Source organism: Acinetobacter sp. YH12155, from assembly GCF_013418255.1.
GTDB classification, from domain to species: domain Bacteria; phylum Pseudomonadota; class Gammaproteobacteria; order Pseudomonadales; family Moraxellaceae; genus Acinetobacter; species Acinetobacter indicus.
Genome location: NZ_VPCK01000015.1, coordinates 40,419 through 62,930 on the forward strand (window position 1 = coordinate 40,419; position 22,512 = coordinate 62,930).

General features: G+C 47.2%; 23 protein-coding genes. 9 read left to right on the forward strand and 14 right to left on the reverse strand.

The window, feature by feature from the left end:
• The first annotated feature begins 56 nt into the window (after window positions 1-56).
• Window positions 57-1,412 carry a sigma-54 dependent transcriptional regulator gene (locus FTU86_RS10305; RefSeq protein ID WP_218945238.1) on the forward strand — a complete coding sequence of 452 codons (1,356 nt, stop codon included), beginning with the start codon at window positions 57-59 and terminating at the stop codon, window positions 1,410-1,412.
• Between the two features lie 16 nt (window positions 1,413-1,428).
• On the opposite strand, the gene FTU86_RS10310 is transcribed toward FTU86_RS10305, so the two are convergent.
• The 4 genes from FTU86_RS10310 to lptF form a co-directional block, all read right to left on the reverse strand.
• Entirely contained in the window at window positions 1,429-2,598 is a 1,170-nt protein-coding gene (locus FTU86_RS10310) for a S41 family peptidase (RefSeq protein WP_160241704.1), read from the reverse strand.
• Window positions 2,599-2,621: 23 nt separating this feature from the next.
• Complete coding sequence (gpmI, locus tag FTU86_RS10315) at window positions 2,622-4,169, reverse strand: 2,3-bisphosphoglycerate-independent phosphoglycerate mutase (RefSeq protein WP_160241705.1); 1,548 nt, start codon at window positions 4,167-4,169, stop codon at window positions 2,622-2,624.
• Between the two features lie 118 nt (window positions 4,170-4,287).
• Window positions 4,288-5,358 carry an LPS export ABC transporter permease LptG gene (gene lptG / locus FTU86_RS10320; RefSeq protein ID WP_127801557.1) on the reverse strand — a complete coding sequence of 357 codons (1,071 nt, stop codon included), beginning with the start codon at window positions 5,356-5,358 and terminating at the stop codon, window positions 4,288-4,290.
• 1 nt (window position 5,359) lies between these two features.
• Complete coding sequence (gene lptF / locus FTU86_RS10325) at window positions 5,360-6,460, reverse strand: LPS export ABC transporter permease LptF (protein WP_005181567.1); 1,101 nt, start codon at window positions 6,458-6,460, stop codon at window positions 5,360-5,362.
• A gap of 158 nt (window positions 6,461-6,618) precedes the next feature.
• On the opposite strand from lptF, the gene FTU86_RS10330 reads away from it, so the two are divergent.
• From FTU86_RS10330 to FTU86_RS10345, 4 genes are all read left to right on the forward strand, one after another.
• On the forward strand, window positions 6,619-8,067 hold the full coding sequence (locus FTU86_RS10330) for a leucyl aminopeptidase (RefSeq protein WP_160241706.1): 1,449 nt from the start codon (window positions 6,619-6,621) through the stop codon (window positions 8,065-8,067).
• Window positions 8,060-8,467, forward strand: a complete 408-nt coding sequence (locus tag FTU86_RS10335; protein WP_160241707.1) for a DNA polymerase III subunit chi — start codon at window positions 8,060-8,062, stop codon at window positions 8,465-8,467. Before FTU86_RS10330 ends, FTU86_RS10335 begins: the two co-directional genes overlap by 8 nt.
• A gap of 23 nt (window positions 8,468-8,490) precedes the next feature.
• A complete protein-coding gene (locus tag FTU86_RS10340) occupies window positions 8,491-9,111 on the forward strand; it encodes a hypothetical protein (protein ID WP_016659708.1) in 621 nt (206 codons plus the stop codon).
• A gap of 209 nt (window positions 9,112-9,320) precedes the next feature.
• The gene (locus FTU86_RS10345) at window positions 9,321-9,539 is read left to right on the forward strand and encodes a hypothetical protein (protein WP_005181560.1); all 219 of its coding nucleotides are present in this window, start codon (window positions 9,321-9,323) and stop codon (window positions 9,537-9,539) included.
• Window positions 9,540-9,621: 82 nt separating this feature from the next.
• Here FTU86_RS10345 and FTU86_RS10350 read toward each other — a convergent pair whose 3' ends face one another.
• The 7 genes from FTU86_RS10350 to glnK form a co-directional block, all read right to left on the reverse strand.
• Window positions 9,622-10,167: a VTT domain-containing protein gene (locus FTU86_RS10350; RefSeq protein WP_160241708.1), complete on the reverse strand. Its 546-nt coding sequence runs from the start codon at window positions 10,165-10,167 to the stop codon at window positions 9,622-9,624.
• 112 nt (window positions 10,168-10,279) lie between these two features.
• Window positions 10,280-10,939 (reverse strand): riboflavin synthase, encoded by a 660-nt coding sequence (locus FTU86_RS10355; protein ID WP_016659709.1) that lies wholly within the window; start codon window positions 10,937-10,939, stop codon window positions 10,280-10,282.
• A gap of 27 nt (window positions 10,940-10,966) precedes the next feature.
• Window positions 10,967-12,256, reverse strand: a complete 1,290-nt coding sequence (locus tag FTU86_RS10360; protein WP_005181555.1) for a DNA adenine methylase — start codon at window positions 12,254-12,256, stop codon at window positions 10,967-10,969.
• Window positions 12,253-13,341 (reverse strand): bifunctional diaminohydroxyphosphoribosylaminopyrimidine deaminase/5-amino-6-(5-phosphoribosylamino)uracil reductase RibD, encoded by a 1,089-nt coding sequence (ribD, locus tag FTU86_RS10365; RefSeq protein ID WP_160241709.1) that lies wholly within the window; start codon window positions 13,339-13,341, stop codon window positions 12,253-12,255. Before ribD ends, FTU86_RS10360 begins: the two co-directional genes overlap by 4 nt.
• 23 nt (window positions 13,342-13,364) lie before the next feature.
• Window positions 13,365-13,823: a transcriptional regulator NrdR gene (gene nrdR, locus FTU86_RS10370; RefSeq protein WP_005181550.1), complete on the reverse strand. Its 459-nt coding sequence runs from the start codon at window positions 13,821-13,823 to the stop codon at window positions 13,365-13,367.
• A 139-nt stretch (window positions 13,824-13,962) separates the two neighbouring features.
• Window positions 13,963-15,366: an ammonium transporter gene (locus FTU86_RS10375; protein ID WP_180036849.1), complete on the reverse strand. Its 1,404-nt coding sequence runs from the start codon at window positions 15,364-15,366 to the stop codon at window positions 13,963-13,965.
• Between the two features lie 62 nt (window positions 15,367-15,428).
• Window positions 15,429-15,767 carry a P-II family nitrogen regulator gene (gene glnK / locus FTU86_RS10380; RefSeq protein ID WP_004650081.1) on the reverse strand — a complete coding sequence of 113 codons (339 nt, stop codon included), beginning with the start codon at window positions 15,765-15,767 and terminating at the stop codon, window positions 15,429-15,431.
• A 276-nt stretch (window positions 15,768-16,043) separates the two neighbouring features.
• Between glnK and FTU86_RS10385 the strand changes: the two genes are divergently transcribed.
• Together FTU86_RS10385 and FTU86_RS10390 are read left to right on the forward strand one after the other, a co-directional pair.
• Window positions 16,044-16,271, forward strand: a complete 228-nt coding sequence (locus FTU86_RS10385) for an accessory factor UbiK family protein (RefSeq protein WP_005181545.1) — start codon at window positions 16,044-16,046, stop codon at window positions 16,269-16,271.
• 69 nt (window positions 16,272-16,340) lie between these two features.
• Window positions 16,341-17,828 (forward strand): YifB family Mg chelatase-like AAA ATPase, encoded by a 1,488-nt coding sequence (locus tag FTU86_RS10390; RefSeq protein ID WP_180036850.1) that lies wholly within the window; start codon window positions 16,341-16,343, stop codon window positions 17,826-17,828.
• Window positions 17,829-17,887: 59 nt separating this feature from the next.
• Here FTU86_RS10390 and FTU86_RS10395 read toward each other — a convergent pair whose 3' ends face one another.
• Window positions 17,888-18,667, reverse strand: a complete 780-nt coding sequence (locus FTU86_RS10395; protein WP_103799959.1) for a TorF family putative porin — start codon at window positions 18,665-18,667, stop codon at window positions 17,888-17,890.
• 760 nt (window positions 18,668-19,427) lie between these two features.
• On the opposite strand from FTU86_RS10395, the gene FTU86_RS10400 reads away from it, so the two are divergent.
• The gene (locus FTU86_RS10400) at window positions 19,428-20,726 is read left to right on the forward strand and encodes an OprD family outer membrane porin (protein ID WP_160241712.1); all 1,299 of its coding nucleotides are present in this window, start codon (window positions 19,428-19,430) and stop codon (window positions 20,724-20,726) included.
• Window positions 20,727-20,834: 108 nt separating this feature from the next.
• On the opposite strand, the gene ppa is transcribed toward FTU86_RS10400, so the two are convergent.
• Entirely contained in the window at window positions 20,835-21,359 is a 525-nt protein-coding gene (ppa, locus tag FTU86_RS10405) for an inorganic diphosphatase (protein WP_016659718.1), read from the reverse strand.
• Between the two features lie 117 nt (window positions 21,360-21,476).
• Window positions 21,477-21,878, reverse strand: a complete 402-nt coding sequence (locus tag FTU86_RS10410; protein WP_005181530.1) for an MAPEG family protein — start codon at window positions 21,876-21,878, stop codon at window positions 21,477-21,479.
• Between the two features lie 103 nt (window positions 21,879-21,981).
• Between FTU86_RS10410 and FTU86_RS10415 the strand changes: the two genes are divergently transcribed.
• On the forward strand, window positions 21,982-22,368 hold the full coding sequence (locus tag FTU86_RS10415; RefSeq protein WP_016659719.1) for a hypothetical protein: 387 nt from the start codon (window positions 21,982-21,984) through the stop codon (window positions 22,366-22,368).
• The last annotated feature ends 144 nt before the right edge of the window (window positions 22,369-22,512 follow it).

Consider the following 22,512-nt stretch of genomic DNA (forward strand, 5'->3'; position numbering starts at 1 on the left):
TAGTGGAACAACCACTCGTTCTCTTCGTCGATGACGAGGAAGATTTATGCACGCTCATGCAAATGACATTGGCGCGCATGGGGATTCAAACACACGTGGCACACCGGCTGGAGCAGGCACGGCAGTTGCTGTCCAGTCATCACTATGATGCTTGCATCACCGATCTGAATTTGCCTGATGGAAATGGCCTGCAACTGGTCGAGCTGATTGCCCAGCATTTTCCGCAGCTGCCGGTTGCGGTGCTGACGGCCTATGGCAATATGGAAATTGCCATTGCCGCGCTCAAAGCCGGAGCCTTTGATTTTGTCAGCAAACCGATTAACCAGAAACACCTCGAACAATTGCTGGAAAAAGCACTGAATCAGCCGCTGTTTAAAGCACATAGCCAGGAAGCGGACCAGCTGGAACAGCGGATGCTGATCGGGCAATCTCTACCGATTCAGCAACTGCGCACCACCCTGAAAAAAATTGCCCGCTCGCAGGCACCGGTGTTTATTAGTGGTGAATCGGGCACCGGGAAAGAAGTAGTGGCCAATCTGGTGCATCGCCTCAGCAACCGCAGTGACGGGCCTTTTATTGCCATCAACTGTGGCGCGATTCCGGGCGATTTGATGGAAAGCGAATTCTTCGGCCATAAAAAAGGCAGCTTTACCGGTGCAGCGCAGGACAAACAGGGCCTGATTCAGTCAGCACACGGCGGTAGCCTGTTTCTGGATGAAATTGCCGAACTGCCGCTCAATATGCAGGTAAAACTGCTGCGCGCGGTGCAGGAAAAACGGATTCGTCCAGTCGGTTCCGAGACGGAAATTGATGTTGATTTCCGGATTATTAGTGCCAGCCATCAGGACCTGGAAGCGTTAGTCCAGCAAGGCCGGTTCCGTCAGGATCTGTTCTTCCGGATTCATGTGATGGATATTGTGTTGCCACCGCTACGTGAGCGTGGTCAGGATATTTTATTGCTGGCCCAGCATTTTATTCAGAAAATTGCCCAGGAATGGGATATACACAGCAAAACCCTGTCAGAACGTGCCCAGCAGTTTTTGCTGGAACAGTATTATCCGGGTAATGTGCGTGAGCTACGCAATATCATTGAACGCGCCATGACCTTGAGTGATGATGATGTGATTGATCTGCCACATCTGCAGACCGCACCCTTACGCAAAATGGCACCGCTGGCCGAGCCAGAAGCTGACCCGGCAACACCGGTTACAGCTGATGCCCTGCCCGCTGCTCCGCGTAAACTTCCGGAAGAAGGACTGGAGCTGTTTCTGGAGAAAATCGAAAAAGAGATTTTGCTGAATGCACTGAATCTGACCCATTGGAACCGGACCCTGGCTGCGAAAAAACTGGGGATGTCGTTTCGTTCCCTGCGTTATCGACTAAAGAAATTCGGACTGGATACCGATGAATAAGGTGCGAACCCTGCGCCTATTTATGACTTAACAGCAGCTCTGCAACATGGTCCAGATAATTGTCTTCTTTCATATCCTGTTGCAGTGCATAGCGCTGGTTCGGTTCAATCCCGACCCCTTCAATCATTTTGCCTTGCGGGGTGTAATAGTGAGAAACCGTCATTTGTAAGGCGGTGCCATCTGACAGCGGAAACAGCTTCTGTACCACCCCTTTGCCATAACTTTTTTCACCAATCACCCAGGCACGGCCATGATCTTTTAAGGCGGCAGTAAACACTTCTGCAGCCGAGGCCGAACGCTGGTTAATCAGCACACCGACCTTTAGATTCTGGAATTCAAAACTCGGTAAAGCCTGAAATTGCTGGTCGCCTTCAGCGCGGCTTTTGGTAGAAACAATCACGCCCTGATTCAAGAACAGATCGGCCGATTCGACTGCCGAGGACAGCAAACCGCCCGGGTTATTGCGCAGGTCAAACAGTACCGCCTTTAGCCGTGGTGTGCTGTACTGTTCGATCAGTTCCTTGATTTCATTGGCAGTATCTTGCTGGAAGACTTTGACTTTAATCAGTAGTACCTGATTACTCAGCATCTGCGCCTGAATATCGGTTTCGACTTTTCTGTTGCGTACCAGACGAATCGGCTGCGCGCTTGCGGTCAGTTGCAAGGTGATATTGGAGCCAACCGCGCCCATCAACAAGGCATTGACCTGATCCTGATTGAGCTTTTGCAGTTCCTGATTGTCGATTTTAAAAACCGAAATACCATTACGCAGGCCTTGTTTGGCCGAGTCGGCATCGGGTCTTAAATTATGAATCTGCCATTGATGCTGCTGGGCATCGTAACGTAAATTAAAATCGACCGAGGCCAGATCGCCTTCGGTATATTGCACCAAGGCACGGTAATCTTCGGCATTCAGATAACGCGAATACTGGTCCAGTCCGGAAACCAGACCTTGAATGGCTTGAGCAAACAAAGCTTCGTCACTTTTTTCCGTGACATAATTGGCTTTGACCAGCCCATAAATTTTGACAAACTGCTGGATCGATTCGACCGGCACTTCAACATAGTCCTGCTCGGTAGTTTCTTCCAGTGCCAGCGGATCTTGATCTTCTGCCGCCCAGACAGGCAGGTTCACACACATCATCAATGTTGTTGCAACAAGCACGCGTTTCCAGTGTGGAACCATCCTTTCACCTATCTGTTGGCAGTTTATGGAGTCAGGGTAATTAAATTACGCCCTTGCATTTCTGCAGGAATTGGCAGTTGCATCAGACTTAATAAAGTCGGTGCTACATCGGCCAGAACACCACCTTCTGCAATCACCGCCTGGGTCGGGCCAGCATAAATAAACGGCACCAGCTCGGTGGTATGCTGGGTATGAACCTGACCACTGTCATAGTCCTGCATCTGCTCGACATTACCATGATCAGCAGTAATCAGCATATGACCCTGCTTGGCCATTACAGCTTCATACACACGGCCCAGACAGGTATCCACTGCTTCTACCGCTTTCACCGCTGCATCAAACACACCGGTATGACCCACCATATCGCCATTGGCATAGTTGACCACCAACAAGTCATATTCACCTGAATTGATCGCTGCCACCAGCTCATCCGTTACTTCATACGCGCTCATTTCTGGCTTGAGATCATAAGTCGCTACATTTGGTGATGGAATCAGAATGCGCTTTTCGCCCGGATATTCATCTTCACGGCCGCCACTAAAGAAGAAGGTCACGTGTGCATATTTTTCGGTTTCGGCAATACGCAGCTGGGTTTTACCCAGGTCTGACAGATATTCACCGAGCGAGTTTTTCAGTGCTTCTGGCATATAAGCCACAGGTGCATCAATGGTGGCCTGATAACGGGTCAGCATCACAAACTTGGCCAGCTGCGGCACCACTTTACGCTCAAAACCGGCAAAGTCGGTTTCCACAAAGGCTTTGGTCAGTTCACGGGCACGGTCTGCACGGAAGTTCATGAACACCACGCTGTCGCCATCCTGAATTGCCGCAACCTCACCAATACGGGTAGCTTTAACAAATTCATCGCTTTCATCGGCTGCATAAGCTGCGTCCAGACCAGCTACGGCGGTTGCTGCAGTACGGACTGCTTCACCTTCTGTTAACAGACGATAAGCCTGTTCTACACGGTCCCAACGGTTGTCGCGGTCCATGGCAAAATAACGGCCGATCATGCTGGCAATCCGGCCTTGGCCTGGATATTGGGCAAACAGGGCATCCAGTTTTTGCAAAGAGGGCTGCGCACTTTTTGGCGGAGTATCACGGCCATCCAGAAATGCGTGTAAATAAACAGTTGCACCACGTTTCAGCGCCAGCTCCGCCATTGCCACAATATGGTCTTCATGTGAGTGCACGCCACCTTCCGACAGCAGGCCCATTAAGTGCACGGCACCGCCCGCAGCTTTGGCTTTCTCGACTGCATCGACCAGCACTTTATGTTCAAAGAAAGCACCGGTACGGATATCTTTGGTAATGCGGGTAAAGTCCTGATATAGCACACGGCCGGCACCCAGGTTCATATGGCCCACTTCGGAGTTACCCATCTGACCATCTGGCAGGCCCACATCTTCACCTGAACCTGAAATCAACCCATGCGGATGCTTTTCCTGCATAGCGGTCAAATTTGGACGTTGTGCCGCCAGGAACGCATTGTCCTCAACAGCTTCACGATGCCCAATACCATCCATAATGACCAGTACGTGAGGGATTTTGCCTGCAGTTGCATCCGTCATAGTTCACACTCTTTTAGTCTACAAATTAATCGCATATCTTACCGAATTTTCAGTTCGGACACCATGCACGGCTGATGGTTTCAACCGTGCCACACTATCGTTTTGTTCAATTGCCGGCTTATCGGGCGCGTTGCAGCAGATAACCACCCACCACAAACATCAGAATAATCGGGATAAACACAAACCAGGCCGGAGATGGCGCATAAATCAGGCTGGCATAACCGAGGAAATCCTGTAAATAGAAGAAGCCCAGGCCGACAAACAAGGCAATCACCAGACGGAAACCCATCGACTGCTGGCGCAGCGGTCCAAAAATAAAGGAACAGGCAATCAGCACCAGCGCAATCAGGGCAAATGGAGAACCAACTTTTTGCCAGAAAGCCAGCTGATAGCTTTTCGGCACCTGACTGTACTCATGCATATAGCTCATGAAACTGACCAGCTGACTGGGTGATAAATCTTCCGGGTCGATGGTGACCATGTGTACATATTTTGGTTGCAAGGCCAGCGATAAAGGCTGCGTGGCCTGCTGATCAGCAATAGCATTGCCCTCTGGCAGAATGTCCATTTGGCGGCTGTTTTGCAGTGACCAGGCGCCATCTTCGACAAACTGGCCCTGTTCGGCATTTAAGGTACCGCGTAAGCGGAAGTTATCATCGAAGTCGATGACCTGAATATTCTTCAGTGTGCCCTGCGAGTTGGCATAGTCAATATAAATAAAGCGCTGCCCTTCGCGGGTCCAGTAGCCTTTGACTTCACCGAGTTCAGCCACGCTGCGATATTTCTTGACGCTTTCTGCGCGCTCGTTGGTATAGGGAATCACCCATTCACTTAAGGCAAAAGACAGCACCACCAGAATAAGCGCCGAACGCACCACCCAGCCGACAATCCGCCACAGGCTGATACCAGCGGCACGCATCACAATCAACTCACTGTTTGAAGCCAGCGTGCCCAGGCCCAGCACCGCGCCAATTAATGCGGCAATCGGGAGAATTTCATACAGATAACCGGGCGCACCCCAGAGCACATGCCATAAGGCATCCAGCGCGCCATAGCCTTCTTTTAGGGAACCGAGTTCACCCAGATAGGTAAATAATACCTGTAAGCCGGACAACACCGCGGTTGCCCCCAACATCGCCAGTGCGGTCGTTTTGGTCACATGCTTGGCCACTATACGACGTGCGAACATATTAAGACCTCACTCGCTGAATCTGTTTCTTGATTTTGGGTGCCAGTTTCTGTTTACGCGAGAACAGCGCCGCCGCAATGGCATAGACCATCAGCACCAGCGGATAGGCCCAGATACCCATTTCTTCTTTACTGATCCGGGTTTTGACCGCCATTAGCGCCACAATCAGGCTGGCAAAAATCAGCAGGGCCGGAAACAGTTTTAAATAACGTCCCTGACGCGGACTGACTTCTGATAAAGCCACCGCCAGCAGCAGCGCCACCAGAATTGAAAACGGTACGAAGATGCGCCAGCCCAGCTCACTGGCCACCACCGGGTCCTGACGGTTATCCCACAATTGCCCGATTGGCAGGGCTTCCACTTCGGTGCTCTGGAATTTGGCTTCCTGATCACTTTCCAGACGCAAACGATAGCTGGCAAATTCAGCCTGAGAATACTGCGGACGATCCGGATAAATTTCATAACGGCGCCCTTCGACCAGATCGACCACATTGGCCGGATCATTAGACAGTTCAATCCGGGTCGCCTCTTTGGCCAGAATCATGATATCCGGTTTGCCCGGACGGTCAGCACGCTGGTAGAAGAAAATATCTTTCAGATTACGCCGGTCTTCTGACAGGTCGCCGGCATAAATGGTATATGGCCCCGAAGAAATAAACTCTTTTGGCCGTACCAGATCGAAACCGGTACGGACCGCCTGATTGGTGGTCAATTCTTCAAACTGGCGAATCCCCCACGGTGCTGCCCAAACCATCAGCATGGCCTGCACCGCCAGAAATACCACCGTCATCGGGACTAATAAACGTGCCAGTTGGTTACGACTGACACCGCTGCCATTTAACACTGCCATTTCATGATCGACATAAAGCCGGCCAAACACCAGCATCAGGCCAATAAAAAAGCCCAGTGGCAAAATCAGGGTTAAAAATTCCGGCAGACGGTAGCCAATAATGCTAAACAGAATCCCCGCATCCAGACGCCCCTGCGCGGCGACGCCAAAATACTTGATCAGCCGGCCACCCATCATGATCAAGGTCAATAAGGCAATCACAACCAAGGATGTCGACACAACTTGCTTGACCAGATAACGCCGAATAATCAAATTAATGCTTCCAGAAAACGAGGGAATAAAACTAGCGATAGTTTACCCGAATGTTGAAAATATAAAACCTATACTGTTGTTTCACATTGAAACTCTATTCATGAAAATGTTTCAATGGTTTAATGGTTTTAAAATTTTAAAAGGCCTATATAACGCATATGAAACTGACGATTCATCCGACATACCAAGACAATGTCACCGCAGCTGCTTTATTTATTCTGGTCGATGCCAATACCCTTCGTACAACCGCAGATCACTATAAAATCAAAAATTTAGATAGCATCACCCAGGCCGTACAATTTAAATCCGGCTTTAATGAAAGCTTAAGCCTGACAGCACAGGACAACTTGCCGGCATTCAGCCAGCTGATTGGCCTTGGTTTAAGCAGCGAATTACAGCCGGCTAAACTGGCCAAACTGGCGCAAACCATTGTAAAAACCGCACAGAAGAAATTTAGCAGTATTGCGGTAGATCTATCAGTCCTGCCACAAGAACTGCATTATATTTTTGCCTTGAGCCTGACCCAGGCCGCCTACGGTTTTGATGAATTTAAAACCAAAAAGAATGAATTTGTATTAGCGCAGATTCAATTGATTGCCACACAAAGCCCGTTAACTGCCCATCAGCTGAAATTTATTGAAGCGGTACATACTGGTCAGAATTTTGCCCGCGATTTAGGCAACCGTCCGGGGAACATCTGCTTCCCGGAATATCTGGCTGATCAGGCACTGGCACTGGCAGAAGAATTCCCGGATTTACTCAAAGTAACCGTGCTGAATGAACAGCATATGGCTGACCTGGGCATGGGTGCGTTCCTTGCGGTCAGCAAGGGTTCCGAGCGTCCGGGCCGCATGATTACCCTGGAATACAAGGCCAATCTTGAGCAGGCACCTATTGTACTGGTCGGTAAGGGTATTACCTTTGATACCGGCGGTATTTCCCTGAAACCGGGTGCTGGCATGGACGAAATGAAATTCGATATGTGCGGTGCAGCCTCAGTCTTGGGGACCTTACGTGCGCTGTGTGAATCACGCTTGCCGATTCATGTGGTGGCAGCCATTGCCGCAGCGGAAAATATGCCATCGGGCAAAGCCACCCGTCCGGGCGATATTGTCACCACCATGAGCGGTCAGACTGTCGAAATCCTGAACACCGATGCCGAAGGCCGTCTGGTGCTGTGTGATGCCCTGACCTATATCCAGCGTTTTAACCCGGCACTGGTCATTGACGTGGCGACCTTAACCGGTGCCTGTGTGATTGCGCTCGGTTCGGTGTTAACCGGTCTGTTCACACCAGATGATGAACTGGCACAGGAACTGACCCAGGCCGGCCAGCAGAGTTTTGACCGCGTATGGCGTATGCCGGTGATTGATGACTATCAGGAACAATTAGATTCACCTTTTGCCGATATTGGCAATATTGGTGGTCCAAAAGCCGGTTCTGTGACTGCAGCCTGCTTCCTGCAACGCTTTACTCGTGACTATCGCTGGGCGCATCTGGATATTGCCGGCACTGCCTGGAATTCAGGAACCCATAAAGGTGCAACAGGCCGTCCGGTACCGCTACTGATGCAATTCTTGGCCAACCGTGCAGAGCAGCATGGCTAAAGTCAGCTTTTATCTGTTTGAAAAAAGTCCTGAACGGCAAGTGGACAGCACTTGCCGTTTATGCCGGAAAATCCTGCGTGAACCACAGCGCATCTGGCTGTATAGCGCAGACCCGGCATTGCAACGGGCGCTGGATGAACGGCTGTGGAGCTTTGATGCCGGCAGTTTTATTCCGCATGGTATTGATGAGCCTACGGCACAGGTCTGTATTTCAGCGCAGTTGCCAACTGAAAATGATTGGATTGTGTTTAATTTTAACAAACAGGCTCTTGAACAGTTCGCCAAATTTAGTCACATTATCGAAATCATTGAAAATCATGAAACCGCCAAACAGCTTGGCCGGGAAAAATATAAACAATATCGTCGTTTAGGCATTGAGCCGCAAACCCACAAATTATAGAACCACCCCAAAGGAGATGCAGCGTGGCATTAAATGTTGGTCCAGATTTTAAACAGCGCTGGTTAACTGCGCCTGAAGCTGTGCGTCAGACCTTTATTGATGACCTGCATCGGATTAGCGAGGTGCTGCAACCGGACAGCGACCTCAAACGCTGGGTAGAGTACGATCAGCAGCAACAGCAGCAGTCCTTTCAGAAAATTGATCAGGCCTATGCCGAACTGAAAATCCAGTTAATTGAAGAAGCGCGTATTCGCCGCCAGCAGATGCTGGAGCAACGTCTGGCCCAACAACGCGCCGATCAGGCCGCGTATGCGCAGGCTCTGTATCAGGATGAACTGCAACAGTTTGCCGCGCAGACCGAAACCCTGGCCAGTTTACGCACCCAGCTGGATCAGGAGATTCTGGACTACACTGCGCGTTATCAAAAAAATCCGGAAAATGGTAGTTTCAATTTTGCCAAAGGCGTGCGTATTGCCGATGAACAGATTCTGTCGGAACTCGACAGTGTCCGGGTACGTCTGGAACTGGAAGCCGAAACCCGGATTGAAGAAGCAGTACAACAGTTCCGCAGCCAGCTACAAGCCGCTGCCCAGGAAGAAATTGAATATATTTTAAAACATTCCCAATTTTCCAAAGAGGCCTAAATGTCGGCCTTCTGGCGTGAAAAACCCGGTACGGTGTCAGTAAATGCAGATTTAAACCGGCCCATCTGAAAGATAAATCGGGTTGTGAGGCAGAATTTCTCGCCCGCATGTCATGAAAGTGAAATATTTTTGTCACAAGATAGTCATACTTTAAACAGCAGTACTGCTGCCTTTTAAAGTAAAAATTATTTTTATAATTAGGGTTTAAAATGGGTATCTTGACACAAATATCGAGCAAAATTGACCATCTGCATAGTGGTGAACAATGGCATATTACTGCTCAGGATTTATTAATCAGCCGTGCAGATTTCCAGTCGCTTTATATTTACCTGACCAAAGAAGCTGAAAAGGGTACATTTTCTTTGGCACCGGTTGCAGAAGCCAGTCCACGTTTAGGCGGTACCTCTGTAACAGTGATCAAGCACTAAGGTCAGCGAATTTCTCCCCGCAAGATAAAAGTCCACCCCGCGTGGGCTTTTTTGTACGTGCGGTTTTTCAGCACTGTTTATATTAAAAAATATGACCCAGCCACGACAGGATATTGCCCAGACCGTAACCGATGGCCAATAAAAACACAATCCAGATAATGCCACCGGCAATGTTATAGGCCGTAAAGCTGGCGATGGGCATATGTCCGGAACCGGCAGCAAACGGTGCAAAAGAACGGACAAAAGGAATAAACCGTGCAATGAGAATGGTTTTACCGCCATGCTTCATAAAATAGCGGTTGGTTTTGACGATATATTCCGGTTTGAAATAACGCGAATGGTCATTAAAAAACTTCAGCCCCAAGACCTTGCCGGTATAGTAATTCACGCTATAGCCAAGAATAGAGGCCAGGCACAGTAAAATCGCCATATAGTGCAAATGCACCACGTCGGTGGTTGAACATAAGGCGCCAATGGCAATCAGCAGACTGTCTCCCGGCAGAAAAAACATAAATACCGAACCGGTTTCCGCAAAGATAATTAAAAATAAAATTGCATAAATCCAGACCCCATAGTTGTTGAGCAACACAGGCAGCCACTGTTCAAAATTTAGCAAAAAATCAATCATCTACACTTAACCAACGTAAGTTACTCTGTTTCGCGCAGCCTGAATTATCGCTAAAAATAAAAAAACAGTCTAATTTTTTCAATCAGACTGTTCTGTACAGCAGCGTCAGGACTTATTTTAAGAAGCCATTTTCGGCCAGAAAGTCCATGCTGATTTTTGACTGTGCCGTGGTTTCTGCGGCTTTTTCACCGAGCAGTAAACGCTCGATATAACGCGCCAAAACATCCACTTCCAGATTGACTTTAGTCCCAGTTTTCCAGGTACCAATATTGGTACGCTCTGCGGTATGCGGAATCAGGTTCAGGCTGATTACACTGCCACGTAAATGGTTAATGGTCAGGCTGATGCCATCTACAGTCACCGAACCTTTTTCGGCCAGATATTTGGCAATTTCAGCCGGTGCAGTCACTTCGAAATATAAAGAACGCGCATCTTCACGCACCAAGGTAATTTCACCCACGGCATCGACATGACCACTGACAATATGTCCGCCAAAACGGGTGGTCGGTAACATGGCTTTTTCCACATTCACCGGCTGGCCAACTTTCCAGTTACCTAAGGTAGTCCGGTTTAAACTTTCCCGTGACACATCGGCCGCGTACCAGTTATCGCCCCACTCAATAACGGTCAGGCAGATGCCGTTGGTGGCAATAGAATCCCCCAGATGGACATCGGACATATCCAGATCGGTCTGAATACGCAGGCGGACATCACCACCGACACTTTGCAGGCTGTCCACTTTGCCCACGCTTTCAATAATTCCTGTAAACATAGTCTTTTCTCTTATTGTCTCTAGTGCTTACCACAAGGCCAGTTGGGTGCTAACACCGCTGGTATCGACCCCGCCCAGCTCGGCAAAGTGATGCAACTGCCCCAGCAACTGCCGGATTGGCGGGCCAGACTTGGCATGAGTATCGGTAATCACAATAAATTCCAGTACTCGTGCGCGTTCAGACTGACGCTGCTTGCTGACCCGGTAACGCGGTACATCCTGGGTTAACAGGCTGACCCGGCCACGTTTTAAATTGGCCTGCAACAAATCCACTGCACTGATATTGCCATCGGTGGAGTAACTGGTCAGGATATACCGTGCATTAATGGTCTCTAACAGCTTCTCATACGCCTCTTTGGCGTGCTTGGACGAGTTATACGGACTCGGACGCTCTTTACGCCAGGCACGGTCAATGCCGCTCTTAAAGCCTTTGGTATCTGGCGTTGGTAAATCGACCTGATCCCACAAGGTTAAGGCATTTAACACATGATAGTTACTGCTATAAGCATGCTGGTTATATGGCGGATCTAAATACGCCACATCCACTTCAAAACCGCTCATCTGGTTGGCCAGATGCTGGGCATCAACACACCACATTTCGGCAGCCGGACGTTTCGGATCACCAATTTCACAGAAGCGGCTTGGGGTTAACCACAACAAAGATTCAATCCGTTCCAGTGCAGTCTGGGTTTTACCACCCCAGCCATGGTGGAAACTTTTAAAGACCCCGGAGGTGTTGCTGACAAAACTGGCCGAATACAACAAAGGCGCCAGCAGCGCGCTCATCTCGACATCATCAATCGCGCCTTGCGCCTGCCAGGTGGCAATCTGCTGGCGGATGGCATCAATACGCATCCCGTTACGGCGTTTAAAGAATAAACGGTCGCGGGTCGGATCATAAATTTCATCATTGCGTGGGCACAGGTTATGCGTGACCCAGCCTTTGACTTCTGGCAAACGGTTTAAATAATCAATCGCTTTCTGATAACCGCCCAGCTCTTTAAACGCCGGCGCTTCCACACAAGCCAAAATCGCATGATTCAGCGCATGGCTATACGGTTCCCAGTCATTGGCAATTACCCGATAGCCATTTTGTCGGGCCAGACGTGAAACCACGCCTGAACCGGCAAAAAAGTCAGCGAAGATCGGGGCGCGGCCGCCTTTGTTCAGGGTGCCGGTCTGCTCCAGCGCTTCCAGAATCAGATGTAACAGACGACGTTTATTCCCCAGATAAGGAACCAGCTGATGGAAAAGATATTCATCTGTCGTACGTGCGGCGTGACGACGTTTGTGATAAACCGTAGACTCTGAATTCATAACGTCTCTTGAGAAGGGGTTAACCTTAAGCGCACATCATCACCGAATTGAGTGACGTCGCAAAGTTTAAATCGAAGTTGTTGTGCCATACGCTCAAATTCTGCCTGAAACATGGCACGTGCAGACCGGCCTAACAGGGTCGGAGCCACATAACTGATCACTTCGTCGACCAATTGCTGCTGTAAAAAGGCGGTCGATAATATTGCACCGGCTTCAATCAGCACATCATACAGCTGATACTGCTGCACCAAAGTTCGAAGTAGTTGATCCAAAGGCTGAACCTCGAGCTGGATCACGCCCAGCGCTTCCAGCTCGGCCCGATACGGACCCATCACCATCACACTGTCCGGCTGCTCGAGCAGTTTGGCGGTTAAGGGTAAGCGTCCCTGACGGTCCAGCACCAGCCGTTTCGGCTGGGCAATGCTGCTGATGTCCTGATGTATCGCCAGCTGGCGGACATTGAGCTGACAGTCATCGGCCAGTACGGTTTCAATCCCGGTAATCACCACTGCTGAAATTGCGCGCCAGTGCTGCACATCCAGACGGGCCGGATTGCCGGTAATCCATTTCGATTCACCGGAGGCCATGGCAGTACGGCCATCCAGACTTGACGCCACTTTTAAGCGGACATAAGGCTGACCCGTGGCCATGGCTTTTAAAAAGCCCAGATTCAGCTGATGCGCCTGCTGTTCCAGCACGCCTACCTCCACCTGAATTCCGGCATCGCGCAGAATCTGCACGCCTTTACCAGCCACCAGCGGATTCGGATCAGGACAGGCCACTACCACTCTGGCCACACCGGCTTCGACCAGACCTTTGGCACAAGGCGGGGTACGTCCATAATGCGCACAAGGTTCCAGAGTCACGTAAGCGGTTGCACCGCGGGCGGCATCGCCGGCATCACGTAAGGCAAATACTTCGGCATGTGGCTGTCCGGCACGCGGATGATAGCCCTCACCCACCAGCTGTCCGTCTTTAACCAGCACACAGCCCACATTCGGATTCGGTTTGGTCGAGTACTGTCCGAGTCGTGCCAGTTCAATGGCACGCTGCATCCAGATTTGGTCTTGAGTTAACTCGGACATGTCACCACTCTTGCGCGTTGAGCTTAGTATTCACGTTGCTGCATTTGTTCAATTTGACGGCGGAAGGCTTCCACATCCTGAAAGTCCTGATACACCGAAGCAAAACGCACATAGGCCACATGATCCAGCGAGAATAAAGACTGCATGACAATTTCCCCGATGGTGCGTGATTTAACATCACGTTCGCCCAGACGGCGGATTTGCAGCTGGATATCACTGAGTACCGTTTCAATCTGTTCCTGAGTCACGGGACGTTTTTGCAAGGCATGCATCAATGAACGGCGCAGTTTGGCTTCATCAAAGGGCTCATTTTTACCGTCCGATTTAATGACGCGTGGCATCACCACTTCATAACTTTCAAAGGTGGTAAAACGTTCACCACAGCTAATACATTCACGACGTCGGCGAATTTGACAGCCTTCAGCTGCCAGCCGTGAATCAATCACTTTACTGTCTGCGGCGTTGCAAAATGGACAATGCATAGTGGTTTAATTGAACAAATCCAGTTGATTTGAGAGTGTAGCAAAAAAACAGGATTTTGTAGAGTTTTACGCAATATATAGAAAAAAAACAGCCCTTTTGGGCTGTTTTACACAATATATTGATTATGCTGCTGAAAGATTATTCAACCCGTTCACCATGCTGGCTTAAATCCAGACCCATGCGTTCATCATCAGATTCAACACGGATACCAATTACCAGATCAATCACTTTCAGGATGATGAAGGTTAATACTGCAGAGTACACAATGGTGGCAATCACACCTTCCACTTGCACCCACAGCTGACCCATCAGGCTGGCAGGTGCCGCATCGCCCATAATGAATTCGCTGGCAAAGAAGGCGGTTAAAATTGCACCTACAATACCACCCACGCCATGCAGGCCAAAGGCATCTAAAGAGTCATCGGCTTTCAGGGCACGTTTCAGTGCAGTAATCCCCCAGAAGCAGACCACGCCACCAATCAGCCCCATGGCTAAGGCACCACCGACGGTGACAAAACCTGCTGCCGGGGTAATGACCACCAGACCGGCCACAGCACCTGAAGCACCGCCTAATACAGAGGCTTTACCACGGACCACTTTTTCAGTCACTAACCAGGCCAGTGCGGCTGCAGCTGCGGCAACTTGAGTCACCACTAAAGCATAACCTGCTGAACCATTGGCGCCCAGCGCAGAACCACCATTGAAACCAAACCAGCCTACCCACAGCAAGCTTGCACCCACCACAGTTAAGGTCAGGTTGTGCGGTGCCATCGATTCACGGCCCAAGCCCATACGTTTGCCCAGCATATAGGCAGCCACCAGACCAGCCACACCAGAGTTAATGTGTACCACGGTACCACCAGCGAAATCCAGCGCGCCATCATTACCTAACCAGCCGCCACCCCAGACCCAGTGGGTAATAGGTGCATAGACCACCACCACCCAGATGGCAATGAACGCAACAAAGGCCCCAAATTTCATCCGCTCTGCAATCGAACCGCTAATAATGGCCACGGTAATAATCGCAAAGGTCATCTGGAAGATCACAAACAGAATTTCAGGAATGGTGCCACTCAAGGCATCGGTGGTAATACCGGCCAGCATGAACTTGTCCAAGCTGCCAATAAAGGCATTGCCTTCGCCAAAGGCCAAGGTATAGCCAATAATTACCCAGACCAGACTGACCACTGCGGCCGCAACAAAACTGTGCGCCATGGTGCTGAGGACGTTTTTCTTGCGCACCATACCGCCATAGAACAGGGCCAAGCCCGGAATGGTCATGAGTAGGACAAGTGCTGTTGAGACCAGAATCCAAGCGGTATCACCAGTGTCTAACACGGCTTCTTCTTCAGCCGCTGCCACTTCAGGTAAAGCAGTTTCTGTAGTGATGATATCGCTTGATTCAATAAGCGCAGGTTCCACAGTATCATTTACTGTGATTTGTTCTGAAGGAGTTGGCGCTGTTACGGCTTCTTCAGCCCAAGTAACAGAACCACCCCAAAGCGCGCCGGACAGGCCGAGCGCAAGTAGCATTTTTTTCATTCGTATCCCCCAACCTAGTTTTTGTGAGTTATTAGCTACTCAGCAAACTTCGTGCCAATTACTTAAACAGCATCTGCACCTGTTTCACCTGTACGAATACGGATGACCTGTTCCAGATTCGTCACAAAAATTTTACCGTCACCGATTTTGCCGGTGCTTGCTACACGGGTGATTGATTCAATCACTGAATCCACCATTTCATCACTAATGGCGATTTCGATTTTCACTTTTGGTAGAAAATCAACAACATATTCTGCGCCACGATACAGTTCAGTGTGACCTTTCTGACGACCGAAGCCTTTGACTTCAGTGACAGTGATCCCTTGAACACCAATTTCTGACAGTGCTTCACGCACGTCATCTAATTTAAAGGGTTTTACAATTGCAGTTACGAGCTTCATGTGTGTTTTCCTTCGGCTTATTTCACCAGTAAGGTTTTATGTTCAAATTTCATGCCAAAACTCCTAAGGTCGGGGGAAATTAGAAGTTACGGCATGTGATTTATTTATATCTTATTTTATACCTTTCTCATGCACCAATCTTCAAAAAATAAACATTTTTCTGTAGAGATTTACGATCTCCGGCATCGAATAAAACCATATTTCATCTGAAACACTATAGTCTGGGCCAGAGCAATGCTACACTGCGCTTTTCAGTCCACTGGAATGGAATTTATTATGATAGAAACCTTATTACAGGCCATCTTAGAACAGGTCGATCAACCGAAAAAAGACTTAGAACATAACCTGCGTGCCCTGCTAAGCGAAGCCGTCAGCAAAATGGATCTGGTGTCCAAAGAAGAGCTGGACCGTCAGCGCACTGCACTGAATAATGCCAATCTTCGTTTAAATGAACTGCTGCAGCAGGTAGAAGCACTCGAACAAAAGATTTTGAACAAAGAATAAGCACCTTCTTAGTGCAACAAAAGACGCATAACGACCAAAAATAACGCACCAAAACGGAACATAACAACAATGTCTTTTGCCAAAATTTATACGCGGGGTCTGCTTGGACTGAATGCCCCGTCCATTGAAGTTGAAGTCCATTTAAGTCAGGGTCTGCCCTCCTTAACCATTGTCGGTCTGGCCGAAGCCGCGGTCCGTGAAAGTAAAGACCGAGTTCGCTCGGCCATTATTAACAGTGGTTTTCAGTTTCCCACCAAACGTTTGACCATTAATCTGGCCCCGGCCGACTTACCCAAAGATGGCTCGCGTCTGGATTTACCGATTGCTTTAGGCATTCTGATTGCTTCCGGACAATTGCCCGAACAGGCCGCAGACAACCTGGAATTTATTGGTGAACTGGCGCTGGATGGCCAATTGCGTCCGGTCACCGGGACTTTAAGTATTGCCATTGCCTGTCAGGCGGCCGGCCATCAACTGGTATTACCGGAACCCAATGCGCAGGAAGCTGCACAACTGCCCGACTTTCAGGTGTTTGCGGCCAGTCATCTGAAACAGGTCTGTGAGCATCTGGCGCAGGCTGCGCCGCTGCAGCCTTTTGCAGCAAGCTCGGAAACCCGTTTGGAACGCTATGCTTTTGATCTGGCGGATGTCAAAGGACAGCTGCGACCTCGGCGTGCCCTGGAAATTGCCGCTGCCGGTGGCCATTCCTTGCTCTTTAAAGGTCCACCCGGTACAGGCAAGACTCTCTTGGCCTCACGTCTGGCCAGTATTTTGCCGCCCCTGAATATGCAGGAAAATCTTGAAGTTGCCAGTATCTATTCAATTGCCAATACCCCACATCGCTTTGGACAGCGGCCGTTTCGAGCCCCGCATCATACCGCTTCAGCGATTGCACTGGTCGGTGGTGGCTCGCATCCGAAACCGGGCGAAATTACCCTGGCTCATTTAGGTGTGCTGTTTTTAGATGAACTGCCGGAGTTTGACCGTAAAGTGCTGGAAGTATTGCGGCAGCCCTTGGAATCCAAAGAAATTGTGATTTCCCGGGCATCGCGGCAGATTACCTTTCCGGCCAGTTTCCAGCTGATTGCCGCGATGAACCCCTGCCCGTGTGGCTATGCGTTTAATCAGGATATTCGCTGCCAGTGTTCTCCAGAAATGATCAAGCGTTATCAGAACCGGATTTCTGGGCCATTACTGGATCGGATTGACCTGCATATCGATGTGCCTCCTCTGCAAGCTCATGAATTACAATCTACACAACCGGTAGAAGATTCTGCAACCGTTAGGGAGCGTGTGATAACTGCCTACGAACTGCAAATACAAAGACAGAACAAGCTGAATATGGCATTAACCCCAAAAGAATTAGAGCAATTTGCGCCACTAAATGCTCAGACCAGTAAAATGTTTGAACTTGCCCAACAAAAGTTAAATTTATCTGCCCGTGCTTATCATCGGGTATTACGAGTAGCACGAAGCATAGCTGATTTAGCTGAGAATTCAGAAATTCAGCCTCAGCATTTATCGGAAGCTTTATCTTATCGAGGTCAGCAAAGCTAAACGATTGGACAATAAAAATAAAAAAAGGCGACATTTGTCGCCTTTTTTCTATTAAATAATTAGAAGCTGTAACCTAGACCTAGGACAACTTTATTTTTTTGTTTTATATCATTACGGTCATAACCACCTAAAATATAGTTCATGCTTGCAGTCACGCCAGTATCAGCAAGTGCTTTACTCAAACCGATATCAAAGTGGCGGAAACTAAATGTATCAGCAGCTTCAATTGGTCCATTCTTATCATATAGATATAAACCAAGTGCTGTATCTAAACTAAAATCTTTAGGTAAAGCATAGCTATAAGATGCTTTTAGATAAGTATCACCTGCATTACCCCAATCAAGATCTTCAAGTAATGTTTGCGCAGTGATACCTAAATCTTTATAGGTCAAACCCAACATGGTTTCAAAACCGTTTGATCCAGAATTACCAATATCATAGTAATAATAGTACGTTAAACCTGCTGTATAACCCCAGTCATCATTGATTGAACCGCTATAGCCTGCATAGAAATCGTTTTCGAAAGCATTAGTGACTTCACCTGTTTCAACTTCTACTAATTCACCTGCTGCATTTTCAAAAAGATCTGTACCTGCAGAATATCTTAAAGTTGATCCCCACCATCCAGCATAAAAACCTGAAGCATGGTTATAATCTATACCACCATTAATTGTGGCATCTTTATTTTCAGGTGTATTTGTAATACCACGCAAGTTATAGCTCGATAACACACCGATATTGCCAGATACTGAGTGCGGAGATGCAGGCTCATCTGCAAAAGTAAAACTGGATGCTGAAGCTACTGCTGCAACTGCTAAAGCTTTTAAAGTGAATTTCATTGTTAGATTCCCCCAACCGTCCGCAGACGTTTTTAGTTGTGTTTTTAAACTCACCTTAAGCTTTGCAATAGCTATGCCAACACTGGCATCTGTTCAAAAAGAATGATTTCAATTTTTCTTTAATTAGTTTCAACCTATTATTTTATATAAACTTTTAATATCAGATAAAAATTTAAAAACAGCATGATACTTTTTCAATCCTACTGATGTGCTGATCCTTTCGCTGTATTGTGAGATAAACCAGAGCATTTATATTTGCTTACATCATGCGCTATTTTGAGTCGCTTAATCCTTCAAACACCTTTTTACTGCTTAAAAAAAGTGCAATCTTGTATTCTACTAGAATGCACTGATTCATGAGATAGTTCTAATCATAGCTTCAACGAAATGCATAAAAAATTCAGCGAGATAAATCTTTTATGTACGTTCTACTCCCAGCAAAGTGCCAAATTTCCCACATCTTCACACTGTCTAAAACCGCATAATCACAAATTATTTTTTGAATAAAAAGTATAAACACAGTACATTAAAGCGCGAAAATTGCCTTCCTGTTTTGAGAAGCAAATTTTCTGCAATATGACCCAGGAAGGGTGTTTTACAAGAGCAAGGATTGAAACTGTATACGCTAGCGTTTGCATTTTTCTCAAAGAAAAATGGATAAAACAGTATCTTTTTTACAAATTCCCTATAAAATTCTTCCGGTTTCTGGGTTCTTTTTAAACAAATTGAAACATAACATTCTGGATGAGGCTCTCTCCCAATGCTAAACGCGAAAAAATTAACATTAGCAGTACTGGTACAAGCTGCTTTAATTTCTACAGCTGTTGCCAGCGAGCAAAGCGAAGCTAAAGGTTTTGTTGAAGGTGCAGAAGGTTCGGTATTATTCCGTACTGGTTATTTATCTCGTGACTATAAAGGCACTCCACCAAATAGTGATACGAGTTCTTTCGCTCAAACAGCAATCGTCAAATTAGATTCGGGTTTCACAAAGGGTACAGTTGGTTTTGGTGCTGGTATTATTGGGGATGCATCAATCAAACTGGGTGAAAATGGTCACACAGGCAACAGTATGATTCCTACCCACCCTCAAAATAATGCTGATGGAACTAAAGACGCCTATGATCATTGGGCACGTGGTGGTGCTTATGTGAAAGCTCGTGTGTCAAATACGACAGCGACTTATGGTACTCAAGTTTTAGATCTTCCTGTACTTGCAAGTAATACTGCACGTCTAGTGCCTGAATACTTTACTGGTCTATTGGTACAAAGTAACGAAATTGAAAATTTAAACTTAGTTGCTGGTAAATTCACAGAAAATCAGCTTTCTAACCAAATTAACTCTGATGGTGCTGAGCTGGATCGTGCCGTAGTATGGGGTGCAAAATATAAATTTAATGATGCCGTAAATGCTTCATATTATGGTGTAGATGTTAAGGACAAACTTGATCGTCATTATATTAATGCAAACTATAGCTACGCTTTAGCGAATGATAGTACTTTAACCCATGATTTCAGTGGTTATCATACCGAGTGGGATAAAGATGCTTCAGCATCATCTTCTCGCTTAGGATCAGACTCATCTGATCGTAGCAATAATATTTGGGCACTTTCTAGTACTTATAATAAAGGTGCTCATAGTGTTATGTTGGCTTATCAACAAAGTACTGGAAACACTGGTTATGCATATGGTGAAAATGCTGATGGTGTGCAAAGTGTCTACTTGCCAAACTCATATCTTTCAGACTTTAACGGTCGTGACGAAAAATCAGCCCAACTTCAATACAATTTAGATTTTTCTAAATATGGTATTCCTGGACTGAACTGGACTTCAGCTTTTGTATATGGCTGGGATATCGACACAGAGACTGATAATAACGCGAAAGAACAAGAGTTTTTCAATCAGGTAAAATATACCGTTCAATCTGGTTTTGCTAAGGATACTAGTTTGCGTCTACGTTATTCTCACTATCGTAATGATGCTGCTTATGCAAATGACTACTATATGCCTGACACCAACGAATGGCGTATCTGGTTAGATATTCCTGTGAAATTATTCTAATTCACCCGAATTTCAATCCATAATAAAAAAACCTGCACATATTCTGTGCAGGTTTTTTTATGACGTCCTCACTGAACAAGACAGATCAGTGAGGCGGAAAAAGCCGTATTATTTTGCAGCTTCAATCGCTTTTAATACTTCAGCTTTGGCAACCTCTGCGCCTTCCCAACCGGTCAATTTCACCCATTTGCCTGGCTCTAAATCTTTATAGTGGGCAAAGAAGTGTTCAACCTGTTGAATCAGTAACGGTGGAAGATCGGTATATTCTTTCACGTCTTTGTAAATTGGAGTCAATTTGTCGTGCGGTACCGCGATCAGTTTCGCATCAATACCACCGTCATCTTCCATGTTCAATTTACCGACCGGGCGGCAACGAATTACTGAACCTGGTTCAACCGGATGTGGTGTTACCACCAATACGTCTAATGGGTCACCATCTTCAGACAAAGTATTTGGTACATAACCGTAGTTTGCTGGGTAGAACATTGCAGTACCCATGAAACGGTCTACAAATAACGCATCAGAATCTTTATCAATTTCGTATTTGATTGGCGCTGCATTGGCAGGAATTTCAATGATTACATAGATATCATTTGGCGCATCTTTACCCGCTGGGATATTGCTGTAGCTCATGGCATCACTCTTTCACAAATTAAATTTTTTAAACCGCGTCAATTATAACGGGTTTCGGCTATTAATGACTTCGCGATTATACATTCATGACATAAAAATAGATATTTTGCTGTGCAATCACGCGGTCAGTTTAATCACCAGCAGCAATAAACAGATCGGGCAAAGTAACGATAATAACCAGATAATCGAGCGCAACGTCGCCCAGTTGGCCAGATAACACAGCCCGTACAGCAGACGAAACACCAGATAGGCAATGCCAAAGGTCATAATAATAAACTGCGGAATCACCATATATTCGGCCAGTAAAATGGCGGCAATAAACAGCGGCAAACTTTCAAAGCTGTTTTGCTGGGCAGCATTGGCACGCGCCGCCAGACCGGTGGTATTGGCTAAAAAAGAACGTGGATTTTGATTATCTTCAGATTTAAAGCCGCCAGCCATTTTTGCAATTACTGCAAATAAATAAGGCAACAGGCAGGCGATTAGAATCAGATAGACGATTCCACTAATACTTTGCATCTATTTTTTCTCGTCGGAATTCTTCAAAACTTTATCATAGCATGGTGTTTTAAGCATAAATTTTGTTAAATAGGGTGTTTTTATTCATTGTGTAGGATTCATGATGGTCAATCCTGATCAAAAAGAAATGTTCGATGTACTTGAAAAACAGCGCCAGCATCAGCTGCAAGTCGATCGGGCCTTAAAAATTGTGATTCCCATTGTGGCCTTTTTATTAACGGTCATCTGTTCCAACCTGAACATCTGGTCAACCCTGTTTACCTTTGTGGTGCTGTGGGTGGCCCTGTATGCGGTGGGAATTAAACGTCTGCCTTTATGGCACTGGGTGACCGTAATTCTGGTGTATTGCCTGATTGATAATATTTTAAGTTATGGCAGCTTCCATTCCTCCGGTTTTAGCCGTCAGTTTGGCTCGATGTTTATTTTCCTCGGGGTGATGGGGGTTGGACGTCCTTACTTCGACCGCTGGCTAATGAAAAAAGAGAATTAAAAAAAGCGCCCTTAGGCGTAATGCCAGTCAGTTAAGAGATTGACTGGCTTTTTCTTGGGTATTTTTGAGGTTTTCCTTTTACAACCCTTGGATAACTCCTCACTCTTCTCTCAGGTATAACATACCGATTAGATTTCTCCATTA